The organism is Streptomyces sp. NPDC051738, from assembly GCF_044453205.1.
GTDB lineage: Bacteria > Actinomycetota > Actinomycetes > Streptomycetales > Streptomycetaceae > Streptomyces.
On record NZ_JBITCM010000020.1, the window covers coordinates 79,862 to 95,409 of the forward strand.

Below are 15,548 nucleotides of genomic sequence, written 5' to 3' on the forward strand. Positions count from 1 at the left end.
CCGGTCAGTTGGCGGCGGCCGGGGAGGCCGACACGGTCGGGGCGGCACTGGGCGGCTCGCCGGTCGCGGTGCCCGACGGCGGAGTGCCGGTGGGCTTCGCGGGCGGGGAGGCGGCACCGCCCTGCGGCTGGGCGCCGCCGGGGCCCGAGTTCGGGCCACCCGCAGGGCCGCCGCCTGCGAAGGGCAGCAGCTCGGACGGGGTGAGCGAGGTGCCGACGCCCATGAACGCCATGCCCAGCACGACCGCGTACCCGAGGCAGGTGACGCCCAGGAGAAGACCGATGCGCCGCAGCAGCTTGGAGCGGCGTCCGGAGTTGTCAACGAACACGGGCCCTTCGGCGGACCCGTTGCCGCGTTTGCGGCGGCGACCGCGCGCAGCGGGCTGGGCGGCGCGGTTTTCGATGGCAGGCTCGGATTGCATTCCCCGGATATTAGGGAGCCTTTATGTGCCAACGACTCTGTACTTCATGTGAGACGCCCATGAGAAACGCCTTAACCTGTCCGTTCCCTGAGAGTTTCCCCGAAGGCCTGCGCACCTCACAGCCCTGTGAAAGGAGTTGACGGCTCAGCCTCGGCGGAGTGTGAGACATTGCCGAGCGGAACAACTGTCAGATATTTCAGCCTGAGGCAGAAATCACGAAAGCGGGTACATGCGCAATGCGGAGTTTCCGAACGACGGCGACCGGGCTCACCTGCATATTTGCACTGGCCATCACGGGGTGCTCCGCGAGCTCGGACGACGGTACGGCGGACGCGGCGCCCTCGCCCCCGCAGCAGCCCGGCACGTCCCCCTCCGCGTCGGCCTCGTCCAGCCCGTCGAGCGCATCGAGCACGTTCTACGCCCCTTACGTCAGCGCCACCGAGGGCTCCGACCTCGACTCCGCCGGCTCCCCGTCGACGTACAACCTGGCCTTCGTGATCTCTGACGGCAGTGACTGCACACCCAAGTGGAACGGCACCGACGCCATCTCCGACTCGGCCGTGAAGTCCCGCATCTCCAAGCTCACCCAGGACGGCGCCACGGTCCGGGTCTCCTTCGGCGGCGCCTCCGGCAAGGAGCTGGCGGCCACGTGCGACAGCGCGTCCGAGCTGGCCGAGGCGTACGGGAAGGCGCTGGACGCGGCGGGTTCCTCGCTGGCCGACTTCGACATCGAGGGCGACGAGCTGACCGACTCCGACTCGGTGGACCTGCGTTCGGAGGCGATCGCCCTGCTGCAGAAGGAGCGCGCCGACCTCAAGGTCTCCTTCACGCTGCCGGTGATGCCGTCCGGGCTGGACGACGACGGCGTGGCGCTGCTGGAGTCCGCCAACGAGCACGATGTGCAGGTCTCCAGCGTCAACATCATGACCATGAACTACGGCGAGTCGTACACCGGCGACATGGGTGACTACGCCCTCACCTCGGCGAAGGCCACGCACGCCCAGTTGAAGGAGATCTTCGGTACGTCGGATGCGACCGCGTGGAACGCGATGGCGTTGACCTCGATGCTCGGCACGAATGACGTCGACAATGAGACGTTTTCGCTCGATGACGCGGCGCAGGTGCGGGAGTTCGCGGAGGAGAAGGGGGTTGGGTGGGTGTCGATGTGGGCGACGTTTCGGGATCAGGAGTGTGGTGACGATTCGTCATCCGATGACGCGTTGACGAATTGCAGTGGGGTGGATCAGGAGGACGGGGCGTTTGCGGAGGCGTTTTCGGGATGAGCTCGGGGGGTTCTGTTGTATGCGGGCTGCGGGTCGTTGGTGGTTGATCGCGCCCACGCGGCGGAGCCGCATATCGATACAGCCCCGCGCCCCTAAAAGACGAGGGCGCTTTCCTACCGTCGGCGGTAGACGATCCGGCCTTCCGCCACCGTCGCCACGCACGTCCCCGCACCCCGCTCTGCCAGTTCCGTCTCGTCGCGTACGTCGAACACCGCGAACCGGGCGGCTGAGCCCTGCTCCCTCGGCTGAGCGAAATCCACCGGCATCCCACAGGCGTACGGGTCGAGCGACGCCACTCCGCCGGGGCGCCCGATCCGGCCCACGATCCCCAGGCCGGAGCGGTGCACGGCGTCGCGCACCGCGCGGTTGCGTACGGTCTCGCAAGCCGCCGCGACCGTGCCGTGGGCCAGCATCCGCTGCACGCCACGCCGGGCGCTCGCACCCCAGCGGGCGTCGTCCATGGCAAGGGCCGCCAGCGCGTCGCCGGTCAGGGGCTCGGTGCCCAACTCGTCGGCCTCGCGCGGATCGGGGTGGTACGCCTCCTCCAGCAGCTCCGTGCCGTACAGGTTGACGATCCCGGGCGTCAGAATGCCCGGCCACTCCCGCACCCGAGCCCGCGGATGCGCGGCGACCAGCTCCTCCAGCGCCCCCGCGTCGGCGATCCACGCGCCCTTGACGACAAGCGCGTGGCCCCGGGAGTCGGCGTGAATCGTCAGCACAGGCAGGTCAGTTGGAAGCCAGGATCTTCAGCTCGGGATGCGCCGTGCCGCCCTCGATCGCCGTGGACGAGATGTGGGACATGACCCGCTCGTCGACCGGGTCGTGCGCCGGGTCGTCGTGCACGACCAGGTGCTCGTAGGTCGTCGCCCGCTGCGCCGGCACCCGGCCCGCCTTGCGGATCAGGTCGATGATCTCCATCCGGTTGGAGCGGTGCTTGGCACCCGCGCTGGAGACGACGTTCTCCTCCAGCATGATCGAGCCGAGGTCGTCCGCGCCGTAGTGCAGCGACAGCTGGCCGGCCTCCTTGCCGGTGGTCAGCCAGGACCCCTGGATGTGGGCGATGTTGTCCATGAACAGCCGCCCGATGGCGATCATCCGCAGGTACTCGAAGATCGTGGCCTGCGTACGGCCCTTCAGGTGGTTGTTCTCGGGCTGGTAGGTGTACGGGATGAAGGCCCGGAAGCCGCCCGTGCGGTCCTGGACGTCACGGATCATCCGCAGGTGCTCGATGCGCTCGGCGTTGGTCTCGCCCGTGCCCATCAGCATGGTCGACGTCGACTCCACGCCCAACCGGTGCGCGGCCTCCATGATCTCCAGCCAGCGCTCACCGCTCTCCTTCAGCGGGGCGATGGCCTTGCGCGGGCGCGCGGGCAGCAGCTCGGCGCCGGCGCCCGCGAAGGAGTCGAGACCGGCCTCGTGGATCCGGGTGATGGCCTCCTCGACCGACACACCGGAGATCCGGGCCATGTGCTCGACCTCGCTCGCCCCCAGGCTGTGGATGACGAGCTGCGGGAACTCCTTCTTGATGGCGGCGAAGTGCTTCTCGTAGTACTCGACGCCGTAGTCCGGGTGGTGACCGCCCTGGAACATGATCTGCGTGCCGCCGAGTTCGACGGTCTCGGCGCAGCGCCGCAGGATGTCGTCGAGGTCGCGGGTCCAGCCCTTGGCCTTGTCCTTGGGGGCGGCGTAGAAGGCGCAGAACTTGCACGCCGTGACGCACACGTTCGTGTAGTTGATGTTCCGCTCGATGATGTACGTCGCGATGTGCTCGGTACCCGCGTACCTGCGGCGGCGTACGGCGTCGGCGGCGGCGCCCAGCGCGTGCAGCGGGGCGTGGCGGTACAGCTCCAGCGCCTCTTCGGGGGTGACGCGTCCACCCGCGGCGGCACGGTCGAGGACGGCTGTGACATCAAACGACGTGAGGTCGGCCTTCTCGGTCACCGGGACGTCCCTTTCGTCAAGGGTTGTGGACGGATCCGTCCATCCGTGGAAGGAACCTTCCGTCCATGGATGGACGGATCCGTCCATCCGTGGAAGGAACCTTCCGTCCATGGACGGACCGAACCAGCCTACGCCAGGCCTTTTGCCAGGCCGACCTCAGGCCGCGTACGCCCCGATCAGCAGCCCCACGAACGCCCCGCCGAGCAGAAACGGCCCGAACGGGATCGCCGACTTGCGCCCGGTCCGCCGCAGGGCGACGCGCCCCCAGCCGTACAGCGCTCCGGACAGGAACCCGGCGAAGGTGCCGAGCATGACCGTCGGCCAGCCGTACCAGCCCAGGACCGCCCCCGCCGAGAGCGCCAGCTTCACATCGCCGAAGCCCATGCCGCCGGGGTTGAGGAGGTACAGCACGAGGTAGAAGGCGCCGAGCGCGAGGGCGGCCCACAGGGCGGTCGGCCAGTCACCGGCGTGTTCGGGGACGAGGGCGACCAGGCCGAGCAGCGCGAGCGCGGCGCCCGCGAGCGGAAGGGTCAGCGGGTCGGGCAGCCGCCGCACCCGCAGGTCGACGGCCGCGAGCAGCACGCCGACGGGCGCCAGCAGCAGCCATACGCCCAACTCGGGCCGGGTGCCGGTGGCGGCGGCGAGGGCGGCGCAGACGAGGGCGGTGGCGGTGGCGAGCGTCGGGGCGCCGGGGCCGTACGGCTCACCGGTCCCGCACGGTCCGCACCGGGCCCGCCCGATCCACCCGCGGATCGGATGCCCTGCGGGGCACCGCTCCCGCCACGCCTCCTCCTCCGACACCTCCGACGACACGGAGAACCGGTAGGCGGCCCTCGGCAGGAGCGAACCCGCCGCGACACCCCACAGCGCGGCGACGGCCACGAGCAGAGCGGTCACCACACCCGTCACCCGACCTTCGACAACCGAGCCTCGGGTTTCCCCTCCGCGTCGCTCTCCGAGCGGTACACCAGGTCGTCGCCCGCCGGTGTGATCCGGACGGTGTGCGGGGTCGGGTTGCAGCCGGCGTGGTTGCCCTTCCTGCCCGCGGACGTGACGACGAGCTCCTTCGCCGTCACCTTCTTCAGGGTCAGTACGTCGTTGCAGACGCCGCCGAGCAGATCCGTGTTGCGGAGGGTGCCCAACTCCTCGCCGACGTCGGCCTTGTGCACGGTGAGCCGGAAGGTCCCCGCCGGCAGCGCGCCGTCCAGGGCGCTGGCCTCGCCCTCCCAGGTGCCGAGGTAGCGGGCGGGGACGGCGCTCGCGGCCGGGGTGGAGTAGTCCGTACCCGGGGACTGCGAGGAGGCCGCCCCCGAATCGGCGGATGTGTCCCCGTCCCCGTCGCCGCCCGGCAGCAGCTCGAACACGAACACGGAGCCCACGGTCACCGCCGCGAACGCCCCCGCCACCGCGAGCGCCACCGTGCAGCTCATCCGCCGCCCCCGGCCGCCGTCGCCCGACGTCGAGGTCGCCGCGACGGAGAGGGAGAGCTTGCCGGGGCGGTGCTCGGACGCCGGGGCGGTGTCCTGAGGAGGTATCGCGTCACGCGGTTGGGGTACGGCGACGGGGGCCCCGGAAGCGGAGGCGGTCCCTGGCGTCGGCGCTGGAGTGGGCGTATGCGTGGGCGCTGGAATGGGCGCGGGCGCTGGAATGGGCGTGGGCGCTGGAGTTGACGCCGGCGCACCCCCCGGCATCACTGGCGGCGGCCCGAACTCCCCGACCGTCGCCCGCCGGCTGAACCCCACCGGCCCCGAGGCGACATCCGCTCCCGCATTCCCCGTCTCCCCGGCCTCCAGATTCAGCAGCTGCACGGCACTACGGCTGACCTGCTCGACCAACGCCCCCGGCAGCCAACCGCCCGCCACCTCCCGGGCCGCCCCGTCCGGAGCCAGGCGCCGGGCCACCTCCGCCGGCGCGGGCCGCGCACCCGGCTCCTTGGCCAGGCAGGCCGCGACCAGGTCCCTCAACTCACCGTCCAGAGCGTCGAGTTCGGGCTCCTCGTGGACGACCTTGTAGAGCAGCGCCGCCGACGAGTCCCCGGAGAACGGCGGCTCCCCGGTCGCCGCGTACGCCAGCACCGCGCCCAGCGAGAAGACGTCCGCCGCGCCCGTGGCGCCGTTGCCCAGGATCTGTTCGGGCGACATGTAGCCGGGGGAGCCGATCGAGACGCCGGTCGACGTCAGGGACGCGGTGCCGTCCATGGCCCGGGCGATGCCGAAGTCGATGAGCAGGGGGCCGTCCAGCGTCAGCAGCACGTTCGACGGCTTCACGTCCCGGTGCACCAGCCCCAGTTCATGCACCGCCGCCAGCGCCTCGGCCAGCCCCGCCCCCAGCACCCGTACCGAAGGCGCGGGCAGCGCACCCGAGCCGGTGACCGCCGCCGCCAGTGACGGCCCCGCCGCATACCCCGTGGCCACCCACGGCACCGCGGCCTCGGGATCCGCGTCCAGCACGGGCGCCGTCCAGGCACCGCCCACCCGGCGCGCCGCCGCCACCTCCCGGCGGAAGCGGGCGCGGAACTCCTCGTCCAGCGCGAAGTGCGGGTGCACGATCTTGACGGCGACCGTACGGCCGCCCGCGCTGCGTCCGACGTACACCCGCCCCATCCCGCCGGAACCGAGCCGCCCGAGCAGCCGGTACGGCCCGACGGCGGTCGGCTCGTCAACTCCGAGCGGCTGCATCGGCGCCCACTCCTCCCCCGTACGGCCCTGTTGGGCCCGTGAACTGGCAGCAGGTTAGTGCGGAAGCACCCCACAGCACCCCCGCAGCGCCCCGCCCTTTACGGCTGGAGCAGATCCACCTTCACATCCGCCGGAAATCCCGTGGTCGGCCCCACCCGGCGCGCGAACTCCGCGACCGCCTCAAGCTGCGGGCCGCCGAAGCGGAAGTCGAGGGTGGTGAAGTACCGCTCCAGGATCCGCTCGTCGAAGGCCTCCCAGCGGGCCGCCTGCTCGGCGACCTTGCCGACCTCCACCAGGGAGAGGTTGCGGGAGTCGAGGAACGCCTCGTGGACCTTGCGGGTGATGACCGGCTCGCGCTCCAGGTAGTCCCGGCGCGCCGCCCACACCGCGAAGACGAAGGGCAGACCGGTCCACTCCTTCCAGAGCGAGCCGAGGTCATGGACTTCGAGGCCGAAGCGCGGGCCGTCGAGGAGGTTGGCGCGAAGTGCCGCGTCCCCGATGAGTACGGCCGCCTCCGCCTCCTGCATCATCAGGCTGAGGTCGGGCGGGCACGTGTAGTAGTCGGGCCGTACGCCGTACCGGTCGGCCAGCAGCAGCTGGGCCAGGCGTACGGACGTGCGGGACGTCGAGCCCAGGGCGACCCGGGCGCCGTCCAGCTCGTCCAGCGGGACCTGCGAGACGATCACGCAGGACATCACCGGGCCGTCGCAGCCGACGGCGATGTCGGGGAAGGCGACCAGGTCGTCGGCGTTGCGCAGGAACTCGACGAGGGTGATCGGCCCGATGTCGAGGTCTCCCCGCACGAGCTGCTCGCTGAGCTTCTCCGGGGTGTCCTTGGTCAGCTCGAAGTCGAGGAGCGTGCCCGTCCTCGCGAGCCCCCAGTAAAGGGGCAGGCAGTTCAGGAACTGGATGTGGCCTACGCGCGGCCTGGTGCGAGAATTGTCCACATCGCGAGGCTAGACCCTTTGGGGTACGGTGCACCCTTCAGGGTCGTGACACCCCCGTCACAACATCCCGTCAACCCCGACACGGGTCCTCAAACGTCCGAGTGACGTGATCTTGACCTCTATTGCTTTCGGCTGCCTGCATGCTAGGCTCGCCGCAAGTTGCAGTTTGGTTTCCCTTGCAGTACAGAGCCTGCGGAGCATGTAACCGCGGGCTCTCGTCGTTTTCAGACGTATGCAGTTGTGCAGCACTTGTTTTCACACTTGCAGGGTTCTGGAGCAGGGCAACCCTTTGGGCCCAAGGAGGGCTTATGGCTACCGGAACCGTGAAGTGGTTCAACGCCGAAAAGGGCTTTGGCTTCATCGCCCAGGAAGGCGGCGGCCCCGACGTCTTCGTTCACTACTCCGCGATCAACGCGAGCGGCTTCCGTTCGCTGGAGGAGAACCAGCAGGTCTCCTTCGACGTGACCCAGGGCCCGAAGGGCCCGCAGGCGGAGAACGTCACCCCCGTCTGATCAGTCCGATCAGTCTGATCATTCGGTCTCGGAGCCTGGTGCTTTGATCCGGAACAGATAGCAGTACCCAAGGAGCCCCGTGCCGCAAGGCAATGGGGCTCCTGCCTTTTCTCCGCACCCCCCTCCCCCCCGGGGGCTAGATGTGCTGCATGATCAGCACGAAGGTCGTCCCGGGCGCCAGCGCCTCGTACGAGTGCGGCACGTCTCCGCGATACGACATGTAGTCACCGGGCCCCAGATCGGCCTCGTCGCCCCGAGGCCCCGCCTTCACCCGGCCCGTGCCGACGATCAGGTGCTCCACGCTCCCCGGAATGTGCGGCTCCGACTCCCGGGCGGCGCCCGGCTCCGCGCGCAGGTGGTAGATGTCGCGGCGAGCTCCGGGCGGACTGGCGGAGAGCAGGGTGGCCACGAAGTCCGCCCGTTCCGAGGCGACGGTCGGCCCCTCGCCCGCCCTGATCACCTGTACGGCCGGTGCCGGCGGCTCCACCAGCGCGCTGAACGGCACACCGAGCGCCACCCCCAGCGCCCACAGCGTCTCCACGCTGGGATTCCCGCCGCCCCCCTCCAGCTGGGACAGCGTGGACTTCGCGATGCCCGCCCGTTTGGCCAGCTCGGACAGCGACAGCCCGGCCCGGGTGCGCTCGCGCCGCAGCGAGGCGGCGATCCAGGTGAGGGGCTCGCTCATGGGTTCACTCCCGTCGTTCGCTCTACCGGTACGCTCGTTCGCCTTGACGAACACCGGTCCGGCTGTTCATTCTGGAAAACATGCGTTCGCTACTCCGAACACCGATGATGGCACCCCTCGCACCCCTGGCACCCCTCGCACCCCTGGTGCGCGACAGCTCCCTCGTCTGGCTGGCCGGCGGCGTCGTCGGCGTCTCCTTCGGCGCGATCGCCGTCGCCGGTGGGCTGCCGGTGTGGGTGCCGGTGGTGATGTCGCTGGTCGTGTACGCGGGCTCGGCGCAGTTCAGCGCGGTCGGCGTGCTGCTCGCCGGGGGCGGGCCGGTGGCGGCCGCGACCACCGGACTGCTGCTCAACACCCGCACGCTGGCCTTCAGTCTCGCCGTCGCGGACATCATCGGCCGGGGCCGCCTCGCCCGCCTCCTCGGCGCGCACCTGGTGACCGACGAGACGGTGGCCTTCGCCCTCGCCCAGCCGGATCCGGCACGGCGGCGGGCGGCCTTCTGGATCTCCGGGCTCGGTCTGTTCGCCGTGTGGAACCTCGGCGTCCTGGCCGGGGCGCTGGCCGGTGGCGCGCTGGGCGACACCGGCACCTGGGGCCTGGACGCGGCCTTCCCCGCCGTCCTCGTCGCCCTGGTGCTGCCCGCCCTGCGCGAGGGTCCGGCCGTACGGCGCGCCGCGCTGCTCGGCGCCGGTCTGGCACTGGCGGTGACGCCGGCCGTCCCGGCGGGGGTGCCGGTGCTGGTGGCGCTGGTCGGGCTCACCGTGTACGGGCGCGACGGCGGGAGGCGTACGGCATGAGCGCCACGGTGGCCATGATGCTGGCGCTGGCGGTCGGGACGTATGCCTTCCGGCTGGTCGGGCCGGTGCTCCACGGGCGCGTCGAACTCCCGGCTCGTGTGCGGGAGTTGCTGTCGGCGGGCGCGATCGTCCTGCTGGTGGCCCTGCTCGCCACGGGCGCGCTGACCGAGGGCGGCGGCTTCGCGGGGTGGGCGCGGCCGGCCGGGGTGCTGGTGGCGGGGGTGCTGGCGTGGCGCGGGGCGCCGTTCCCCGTGGTGGTGCTGGGGGCGGCGGGGGTCACTGCGGTGCTACGGGCGGTGGGGGTGGCGTGAGGCCCCCCGTGGGAGAATTGCCTGGTGACTAGCGGTGAAGAGAACAACAGAGAGAACCACGCAGAGAACAACCCCGAGGAAAATGGCGGCACTCCCGCCGACAGCAACCTGGCGATCGGTCTCTCCCTCGGCCTCGCCTTCGGCACGAGCATCGGCATCGTGTTCGGGCTGATCATCTTCAAGGACCTGGCGCTCGGACTCGCCCTGGGGATGTGCCTGGGCCTTGCCGTCGGCACCGCGTTCGGGGTGGGCTTCAAGCGGACCGGTGAGCCGGAAAACGAAGGCGAGTAGTCGGCGACTTCGCTAGGGTCCCCGGCCATGACCGACGCCGACTTCCTCGCCACCACCCGCACCTTCTACGACGCCATCGCCGAGGACTACGCCGAGCTCTTCCGGGACGAGCTGGCGCACAGGCCCCTGGAGCGGGCGGTGCTGGGGGTGTTCGCCGAACTCGTCGAGGGGGACGGCCCGGTGGCCGACCTGGGATGCGGGCCGGGTCGGACGACGGCCCGCCTCGCCGCGCTGGGGCTGCCGGTGTTCGGGGTCGACCTGTCGGAGTCGATGCTCGCGATCGCCCGCCGCGAGAACCCGGGGCTGCGTTTCGAGCAGGGTTCGATGCTGGAGCTGGACCTCCCCGACGGTGCGCTGGTCGGCGCGCTGTCCTTCTACTCCTCCATCCACACCCCCGTGGATCAACTCCCGGCCCTCTTCGCCGAGTTCCACCGCGTACTGGCCCCCGGCGCACCCCTGCTCGTCGCCTTCCAGGCCGGCGACGAACACCGGCACCACGACCGCCCCTTCGGCCACCCGGTCTCGCTCACCTTCCAGCGCCGCCGGCCGGAACACATCGCCGACCTGCTGACGGCGGCGGGCTTCGCCCTCGTCTCCCGGACGGTCCGCGAGCCCGACCCGGCGCTCGACGAGACGTCCCAACAGGCGTTCCTGATCGTCAGGAAGTCCGCGTAGCCCTCGCCCAGGGGCCTCGCCCAGGGGCCTCGCCTAGGGGTTCCCGGCGATGTCCCGTGCCGCGATGTACCCGAACGTCATCGCCGGGCCGATCGTCGAGCCGGCCCCCGCGTAGCTGTGGCCCATCACGGCGGCGCTGGCGTTCCCGGCGGCGTACAGGCCGGGGATCACCGAGCCGTCCTCCCGCAGCACCCGCGCCCGCGCGTCGGTGAGCAGGCCGCCCTTGGTGCCGAGGTCGCCGGGGACGATCCGGAAGGCGTGGTAGGGAGGGAGCCAGAGGGGCGCCAGGCAGGAGTTCGGGAGGATCGACGGGTCCGTGTAGTAGTGGTCGTAGGCGCTGTCGCCCCGGTGGAAGTCGGGGTCCTCGCCGCGCAGCGCCTGGGAGTTGAAGCGGTCCACCGTCGTCCGCAGTGCCGTCGCCGGGACGCCGATCGAGCGCGCGAGCCCGTCCAGGGTCCAGGCCTTGTGCGCGGCGCCCGAGCCGTACCAGGCGTCGGGCAGGGGCAGGGTCGGCAGGACGTCCTTGAAGAGGTAGCGGTTGCGGTAGTGCTGGTCGACGATCAGCCAGGACGGGATGGCCGGGTCCGTGTCGTTGACGTCGTACATCGTGTGGACGACGTCGCTGTAGGGGGCGGCCTCGTTGACGAAGCGGGCGCCGGCGGCGTTGATCAGCAGGCCGCCGGGGAGGGTGCGCTCGGCGAGGCAGAAGTACGGCTGGCCGGGGAGCGGGATCGCCGGGCCCCACCAGGCGTCGTCCATCAGGCCGAGGGCGGCGCCGACGCGGTGCCCGGCCCGGATGCCGTCGCCGGTGTTCTCCTTCGCGCCGACCGTCCAGTCCGTGCCGATGGGCTGGCGCTGGTAGGTCGCGCGCATCGCCGCGTTGTGCTCGAAGCCGCCCGAGCCGACGATGACGCCCCGACGGGCGCGGACCAGGCCAGGCGTGCCGTCGCGGGTGACGACGGCTCCGCTCACGGCGCCGCCCTCGACGTACAGGTCGGTGAGGGGCGTGCCGAGCCACACCGGCACCCCGGCCGACCGCAGCCCGAGCCGCAGTCCCGCCGCCAGCGACTGCCCCATGGTCAGCGGCTTCTCGCCGCGCAGCGCCGCCGCCGTGCCCCGCGCCAGACACTCCGCCGCCACCGCGGCGCCCTTGGCGTTCACCGCGGCCAGCGCCAGCCACTTGTAGTCGGCGCTGTAGACGACCATGCCGGCGGGCACGTCCATGTACGGCGGGTTCAGCCGGGCCAGTTCGGTACCCAGGAGGTTGCCGTCGAGTTGGCCGGGCTCGATGGAGCGGCCGTTCGGGAGGCCGCCTGGCAGCTCGGGGTAGTAGTCGCTGTACCCCTCCATCCAGCGGAAGCGGAGGGGGCTGTTGGCCGTGACGAAGGAGAGCATCGCGGGGCCACTGGCCAGGAAGGCGTGCTGCCGGTCGGCGGGGACGTCGGGCCCGACCACGGCCGCGAGGTAGGCGGCGGCCTTGGCGGGCGTGTCCGGCACTCCGGCCGCGAGGATCACGGAGTTGTTGGGAATCCAGATCCCGGCACCGGACCGGGCGGCGGATCCGCCGAAGGTCGGGGCCTTCTCCAGCACCACACAGCTCAGGCCCTGCTTGGCGGCGGTCAGGGCGGCGGTCATGCCGGCGGCTCCGGAGCCGATGACGACGACGTCGTACGTGCCGAGGAGGGGTAGGTCGGCGGCTCGGGCGGTCGGTTGGGTGGCTCCTACGACGCCGAAGGCCCCGGCCGTGCTCACGGCGCCGGCGGCGAGTACGTGTCTTCGTGAGGGGTTCGTGCCAGTGGTCGTGATCATGGCCATGGTTGCCGCTCCCGCCCGGACCGTCCAAAGAGCCGACCGCCCCCGCCAGTCCTGACTATGTGTCAGAAATGCGAATGTGACGCGGCCGCCCTGTGAAGTCAAGGGCCGGGCAGTCGCACCAGACAGTCGTTCCAGGCCGCCTGGCTCAGCAACGGCCGGAAGCGGGTGAACAGGGCGAGCAGGTCGGCGCCGTAGCGGTCACGGAACGCGGGATCGTGGTCGACGAGGTCGAGTTCGTTGGCGGCGGTGAGCTCGGCGAAGTCACGGCGGAGGTGGGTGTCCGGCGTGTGGGAGCGGCCGGTGAAGCGATCGCGGAAGGGCGAGCCCTCGTCCGCGAGGGTCGGATAGGCGGCGGCGCGGTCGCAGGAGCCGTAGAAGTACACGATCGACTCCGCCTCCACCCCGATGATCCCCGCCAGTTCGCTACGGCGGTCGAGCGGCAGCAGGGCCACGGGGAAGCCGTCCGTGCCGTAGAACGCGTGGCAGAGACCGGCGAGTTGGAGGGCCGGCCGGGCGTTCCAGCCGGCGAGGCGGGACCGTACGCGGCGCAGGTGGACGAGGAGGGTGCCGCCGGGGTGCGGGAGGGTTCCGGCACCGAGGTCCTCCAGGAGGGACTCGGCGGCGGCGATGGCGGCGGCGATGGGGGTCGACACGGACTGTCCTCTCGGAACTTGCGGTCGTTTGTGGGTCGGCACCCGCCCCCTGCCCCGCACCGGTCCGGACTCGGCGGAGGCGAGGAGCGGGTTGCCGCCCTGGGCCCGGTGAAATCGTCGTACACCGGTCAAAGCCCAGTCAATCCTTGGGATTTGTCGCTGCCCCCAAGCGATAACTTGGAGGTCATGACCCTCGATGACCTGCGCGTGTTCGTGGCCGTGTGCCGGGCCGGGAGCCTGAGTTCGGTGGCCCGGGAGCTGAAGTGCACGCAGTCGGCGGTGAGCCAGCATGTGAGGCGGCTGGAGCGGGAGACCGGGGTCGCGCTGCTGGAGCGGCAGCCCCGGGGCGTCGTACCGACCCAGGCCGGGCGGGTACTGGAGGCGGCCGCCGCCGAGGGCATCTCCGGGCTGGATCTGGCGATACGGCGGCTGCGGGACCTGGTCGACGGCGAGAGCGGGTTCGTGCGGGTGGCGACCGGGGCGACGACGGTACGGCACTTCATGTCGGAGGCGGTCGTCGCGTACCGGCGGCGCCATCCCAAGGTCAACCTGGAGTTCCGGACGGTGAGTTCGGGCCGCGGCAGCTTCGACGCGCTGGCCGACGGCACGCTCGACCTGGCCTGGATCACCCTCGGCCCACCGGTGCGCGGCATCGAGCAGCGGCCGGTGGTGGAGCTGCCGTGGGTGCTGGCGGTACGGGCCGACGATCCGCTGGCGCGGCGGCCGTACGTCGATGTCGGCGCCGATCTGCGGGACGTACGGCTGATCCGGCTGCCGCCGAACTCCGCCTCGGCCGCCCATCTGGACGCCGCCTGCGCCGAGCTGGGCGTCCGGCTCGCGCACGACACGAGTGTCGCCGACTGGGACACGGCGCTGCTGCTGGCCGAGCTGGGGGTCGGGCGGGCGGTGGTGCCGGCGTTTCCGGGGCTGCCCGCCCCCGGCACCGGGGACGGCACCCGCGACCTGCGCCTGATCCCCCTGCCCGCCCTGCGCCCCCTCCCGGTCGGCTGGGCGGTCCGCCGCTGGGACGCGCTCAGCCCACCGGCGAGGGCGTTCGCCGACCTGGTGGAGGGGTACCGCAGGGGCGGGAAGGGCTGAGCCGCGGACAGGGCCGCCTCCCGGCCCGACCAGCCCAAAGGGCTACCTTCGACCCAGCCGGCCCAAAGGGCTTCCTTCCGGCCTAGTTGAGGCCGATCGCCGCACAGTCCGCCGCGTACTCGGCGGTGCAGATGTCCTTGACGGTGTAGACGCCGTCCTGGACCACGGTGTCCTTGATGTTCTTCTGCTTGACGGCGACCACCGACACCAGCTGCGCCGGAATGTCCTTCTCCGACGCGCTGTCGACCGAGTCCTGGGTCAGCGCGTCGAACTCGATGTCACGCCCCTGGACCTTGTACACGGCCATCTTCGCGGCGTTGGTCGCCTCCTGCGCGAACGGCTTGTACACCGTCATGAACTGCTCGCCCGCGACGATCCGCTGCACCGCGTCCAGGTTGGCGTCCTGCCCGGTCACCGGCGGCATCTTGGTGACCCCGGCGTCCTTCAGCGCCTCGATGACGGCGCCCGCCATGCCGTCGTTCGCGGAGTAGACGGCGGCGATGTTGTTCAGCCCGACGGAGGCGATCGCCCGCTCCATGTTCTTCTTGGCGATCTCGGGCGACCACTTGTCGGTGTCGTACCGCTTGACGATGTCGACCTCGCCCTCCAGCTCGTCGAGCGCGCCCTTCTTGAACCGGCCCGTGTTCGGGTCGGCGGGGTCGCCGTTCATCATGACGACCTTGCTGGACGCGGCCTTCGAGCCGAGTTCCTCGACGAGCGAGCGGCCCTGGACCTCGCCGACGAGTTCGTTGTCGTGGGAGACGTAGGCGTCGACGGGCCCCTCGGCGAGCCGGTCGTAGGCGATGACCGGAATGCCCGCGTCATCGGCCTTCTGCACGTCCGAGGCGATGGCCTTGGCGTCCAGCGCGTCGACCAGGATCACGTCCACCTGGTCGTCGATCATCTGCTGGAACTGCTGGCTCTGCTTGTCCGGGCTCGCCTCCGCGTTGGCGTAGGCGACCTTGCCCTTGCCGTTGGTGAGAGAGCCGACTTCCTTCTTGATGAGGGGGTAGTCGAACTTCTCGAAGCGTGCCGTGTCCTTGTCGGGCAGCAGCAGCCCCACCGTGATGTCGTCGCCCTTCTCCGGCGCCTCGGAGCTGTCACCGCCCCCGATGCCGTCGATGACACCGCACGCCGTGAGCGACAGGGCCGAGACGGACGCGACGACGACTATGCCGATACGGCGCAGGGCAGGGGTGTGGGGGGTACGAACGTTCACTTGCTGGTGCCTTCCGAGCGGAGGAGCGGCGTTGCTACCCGGGTTGGCCGTAGCCAACGCGGATACGGCATGTCACGTCAAGGTGTTGTCGTAACGAGACGGCAACCGTTTTCCAGGTTTACCGCGCGTCAACTTTGAGCAAGACCTCGACTCACACCGCCCTACCCACATCCCGCTCCGCAACGCCCCAGGTCAGAGCGGGGAGAGAGACGAGAAGCAGGA

General features: G+C 71.0%; 17 protein-coding genes. 7 read left to right on the forward strand and 10 right to left on the reverse strand.

Features of this window, described 5'->3' with window-relative positions; translation table 11 throughout:
* Nucleotides 1-4: 4 nt before the first annotated feature.
* Nucleotides 5-421, reverse strand: a complete 417-nt coding sequence (locus tag ACIA8X_RS36085) for a hypothetical protein (RefSeq protein WP_393458578.1) — start codon at nucleotides 419-421, stop codon at nucleotides 5-7.
* Between the two features lie 236 nt (nucleotides 422-657).
* Between ACIA8X_RS36085 and ACIA8X_RS36090 the strand changes: the two genes are divergently transcribed.
* Nucleotides 658-1,704 carry a chitinase gene (locus ACIA8X_RS36090; RefSeq protein WP_399460057.1) on the forward strand — a complete coding sequence of 349 codons (1,047 nt, stop codon included), beginning with the start codon at nucleotides 658-660 and terminating at the stop codon, nucleotides 1,702-1,704.
* 113 nt (nucleotides 1,705-1,817) lie between these two features.
* Here the strand turns inward: ACIA8X_RS36090 and ACIA8X_RS36095 are convergent, their stop codons facing one another.
* From ACIA8X_RS36095 to ACIA8X_RS36115, 5 genes are all read right to left on the reverse strand, one after another.
* Complete coding sequence (locus ACIA8X_RS36095; protein ID WP_399460058.1) at nucleotides 1,818-2,423, reverse strand: hypothetical protein; 606 nt, start codon at nucleotides 2,421-2,423, stop codon at nucleotides 1,818-1,820.
* A gap of 7 nt (nucleotides 2,424-2,430) precedes the next feature.
* Complete coding sequence (gene mqnC, locus ACIA8X_RS36100; RefSeq protein WP_399460059.1) at nucleotides 2,431-3,645, reverse strand: cyclic dehypoxanthinyl futalosine synthase; 1,215 nt, start codon at nucleotides 3,643-3,645, stop codon at nucleotides 2,431-2,433.
* Nucleotides 3,646-3,801: 156 nt separating this feature from the next.
* Nucleotides 3,802-4,545, reverse strand: a complete 744-nt coding sequence (locus ACIA8X_RS36105; protein WP_399460114.1) for a prepilin peptidase — start codon at nucleotides 4,543-4,545, stop codon at nucleotides 3,802-3,804.
* 5 nt (nucleotides 4,546-4,550) lie between these two features.
* Entirely contained in the window at nucleotides 4,551-6,323 is a 1,773-nt protein-coding gene (locus tag ACIA8X_RS36110) for a serine/threonine-protein kinase (protein ID WP_399460060.1), read from the reverse strand.
* 98 nt (nucleotides 6,324-6,421) lie between these two features.
* Complete coding sequence (locus ACIA8X_RS36115; protein WP_393458560.1) at nucleotides 6,422-7,270, reverse strand: menaquinone biosynthetic enzyme MqnA/MqnD family protein; 849 nt, start codon at nucleotides 7,268-7,270, stop codon at nucleotides 6,422-6,424.
* A gap of 308 nt (nucleotides 7,271-7,578) precedes the next feature.
* Here ACIA8X_RS36115 and ACIA8X_RS36120 point away from each other — a divergent pair, with 308 nt between their 5' ends.
* Nucleotides 7,579-7,782, forward strand: a complete 204-nt coding sequence (locus ACIA8X_RS36120) for a cold-shock protein (protein ID WP_003992177.1) — start codon at nucleotides 7,579-7,581, stop codon at nucleotides 7,780-7,782.
* A 136-nt stretch (nucleotides 7,783-7,918) separates the two neighbouring features.
* On the opposite strand, the gene ACIA8X_RS36125 is transcribed toward ACIA8X_RS36120, so the two are convergent.
* Nucleotides 7,919-8,467 (reverse strand): helix-turn-helix domain-containing protein, encoded by a 549-nt coding sequence (locus tag ACIA8X_RS36125; protein ID WP_393458557.1) that lies wholly within the window; start codon nucleotides 8,465-8,467, stop codon nucleotides 7,919-7,921.
* A gap of 104 nt (nucleotides 8,468-8,571) precedes the next feature.
* On the opposite strand from ACIA8X_RS36125, the gene ACIA8X_RS36130 reads away from it, so the two are divergent.
* Genes ACIA8X_RS36130 through ACIA8X_RS36145 form a run of 4 tightly spaced genes read left to right on the forward strand, consistent with a single transcriptional unit; the run spans nucleotide 8,572 to nucleotide 10,541 of the window.
* Nucleotides 8,572-9,264: an AzlC family ABC transporter permease gene (locus ACIA8X_RS36130; protein ID WP_393458782.1), complete on the forward strand. Its 693-nt coding sequence runs from the start codon at nucleotides 8,572-8,574 to the stop codon at nucleotides 9,262-9,264.
* Entirely contained in the window at nucleotides 9,261-9,575 is a 315-nt protein-coding gene (locus tag ACIA8X_RS36135; protein WP_393458554.1) for an AzlD domain-containing protein, read from the forward strand. Before ACIA8X_RS36130 ends, ACIA8X_RS36135 begins: the two co-directional genes overlap by 4 nt.
* A 24-nt stretch (nucleotides 9,576-9,599) precedes the next feature.
* A complete protein-coding gene (locus ACIA8X_RS36140; RefSeq protein ID WP_393458551.1) occupies nucleotides 9,600-9,866 on the forward strand; it encodes a hypothetical protein in 267 nt (88 codons plus the stop codon).
* Nucleotides 9,867-9,893: 27 nt separating this feature from the next.
* Nucleotides 9,894-10,541: a class I SAM-dependent DNA methyltransferase gene (locus ACIA8X_RS36145; RefSeq protein ID WP_399460061.1), complete on the forward strand. Its 648-nt coding sequence runs from the start codon at nucleotides 9,894-9,896 to the stop codon at nucleotides 10,539-10,541.
* A gap of 33 nt (nucleotides 10,542-10,574) precedes the next feature.
* Here the strand turns inward: ACIA8X_RS36145 and kstD are convergent, their stop codons facing one another.
* Entirely contained in the window at nucleotides 10,575-12,350 is a 1,776-nt protein-coding gene (gene kstD, locus ACIA8X_RS36150; RefSeq protein WP_399460062.1) for a 3-oxosteroid 1-dehydrogenase, read from the reverse strand.
* A gap of 104 nt (nucleotides 12,351-12,454) precedes the next feature.
* A complete protein-coding gene (locus tag ACIA8X_RS36155; RefSeq protein WP_399460063.1) occupies nucleotides 12,455-13,009 on the reverse strand; it encodes a DUF6817 domain-containing protein in 555 nt (184 codons plus the stop codon).
* A gap of 186 nt (nucleotides 13,010-13,195) precedes the next feature.
* On the opposite strand from ACIA8X_RS36155, the gene ACIA8X_RS36160 reads away from it, so the two are divergent.
* Nucleotides 13,196-14,107 carry a LysR family transcriptional regulator gene (locus ACIA8X_RS36160; protein WP_393458539.1) on the forward strand — a complete coding sequence of 304 codons (912 nt, stop codon included), beginning with the start codon at nucleotides 13,196-13,198 and terminating at the stop codon, nucleotides 14,105-14,107.
* A gap of 82 nt (nucleotides 14,108-14,189) precedes the next feature.
* Here ACIA8X_RS36160 and ACIA8X_RS36165 read toward each other — a convergent pair whose 3' ends face one another.
* The gene (locus tag ACIA8X_RS36165; RefSeq protein ID WP_393458536.1) at nucleotides 14,190-15,326 is read right to left on the reverse strand and encodes a sugar ABC transporter substrate-binding protein; all 1,137 of its coding nucleotides are present in this window, start codon (nucleotides 15,324-15,326) and stop codon (nucleotides 14,190-14,192) included.
* Nucleotides 15,327-15,548 lie beyond the last annotated feature (222 nt).

Coding starts and splice junctions, on each gene's coding strand:
- ACIA8X_RS36135 (WP_393458554.1), top strand. CDS start 9,261: ATGAGCGCCACGGTGGCCATGATGCTGGCGCTGGCGGTCGGGACGTAT.
- ACIA8X_RS36090 (WP_399460057.1), top strand. CDS start 658: ATGCGGAGTTTCCGAACGACGGCGACCGGGCTCACCTGCATATTTGCA.
- ACIA8X_RS36120 (WP_003992177.1), top strand. CDS start 7,579: ATGGCTACCGGAACCGTGAAGTGGTTCAACGCCGAAAAGGGCTTTGGC.
- kstD (WP_399460062.1), bottom strand. CDS start 12,350: ATGATCACGACCACTGGCACGAACCCCTCACGAAGACACGTACTCGCC.
- ACIA8X_RS36110 (WP_399460060.1), bottom strand. CDS start 6,323: ATGCAGCCGCTCGGAGTTGACGAGCCGACCGCCGTCGGGCCGTACCGG.
- ACIA8X_RS36160 (WP_393458539.1), top strand. CDS start 13,196: ATGACCCTCGATGACCTGCGCGTGTTCGTGGCCGTGTGCCGGGCCGGG.
- ACIA8X_RS36085 (WP_393458578.1), bottom strand. CDS start 421: ATGCAATCCGAGCCTGCCATCGAAAACCGCGCCGCCCAGCCCGCTGCG.
- ACIA8X_RS36125 (WP_393458557.1), bottom strand. CDS start 8,467: ATGAGCGAGCCCCTCACCTGGATCGCCGCCTCGCTGCGGCGCGAGCGC.
- ACIA8X_RS36145 (WP_399460061.1), top strand. CDS start 9,894: ATGACCGACGCCGACTTCCTCGCCACCACCCGCACCTTCTACGACGCC.
- ACIA8X_RS36130 (WP_393458782.1), top strand. CDS start 8,572: ATGATGGCACCCCTCGCACCCCTGGCACCCCTCGCACCCCTGGTGCGC.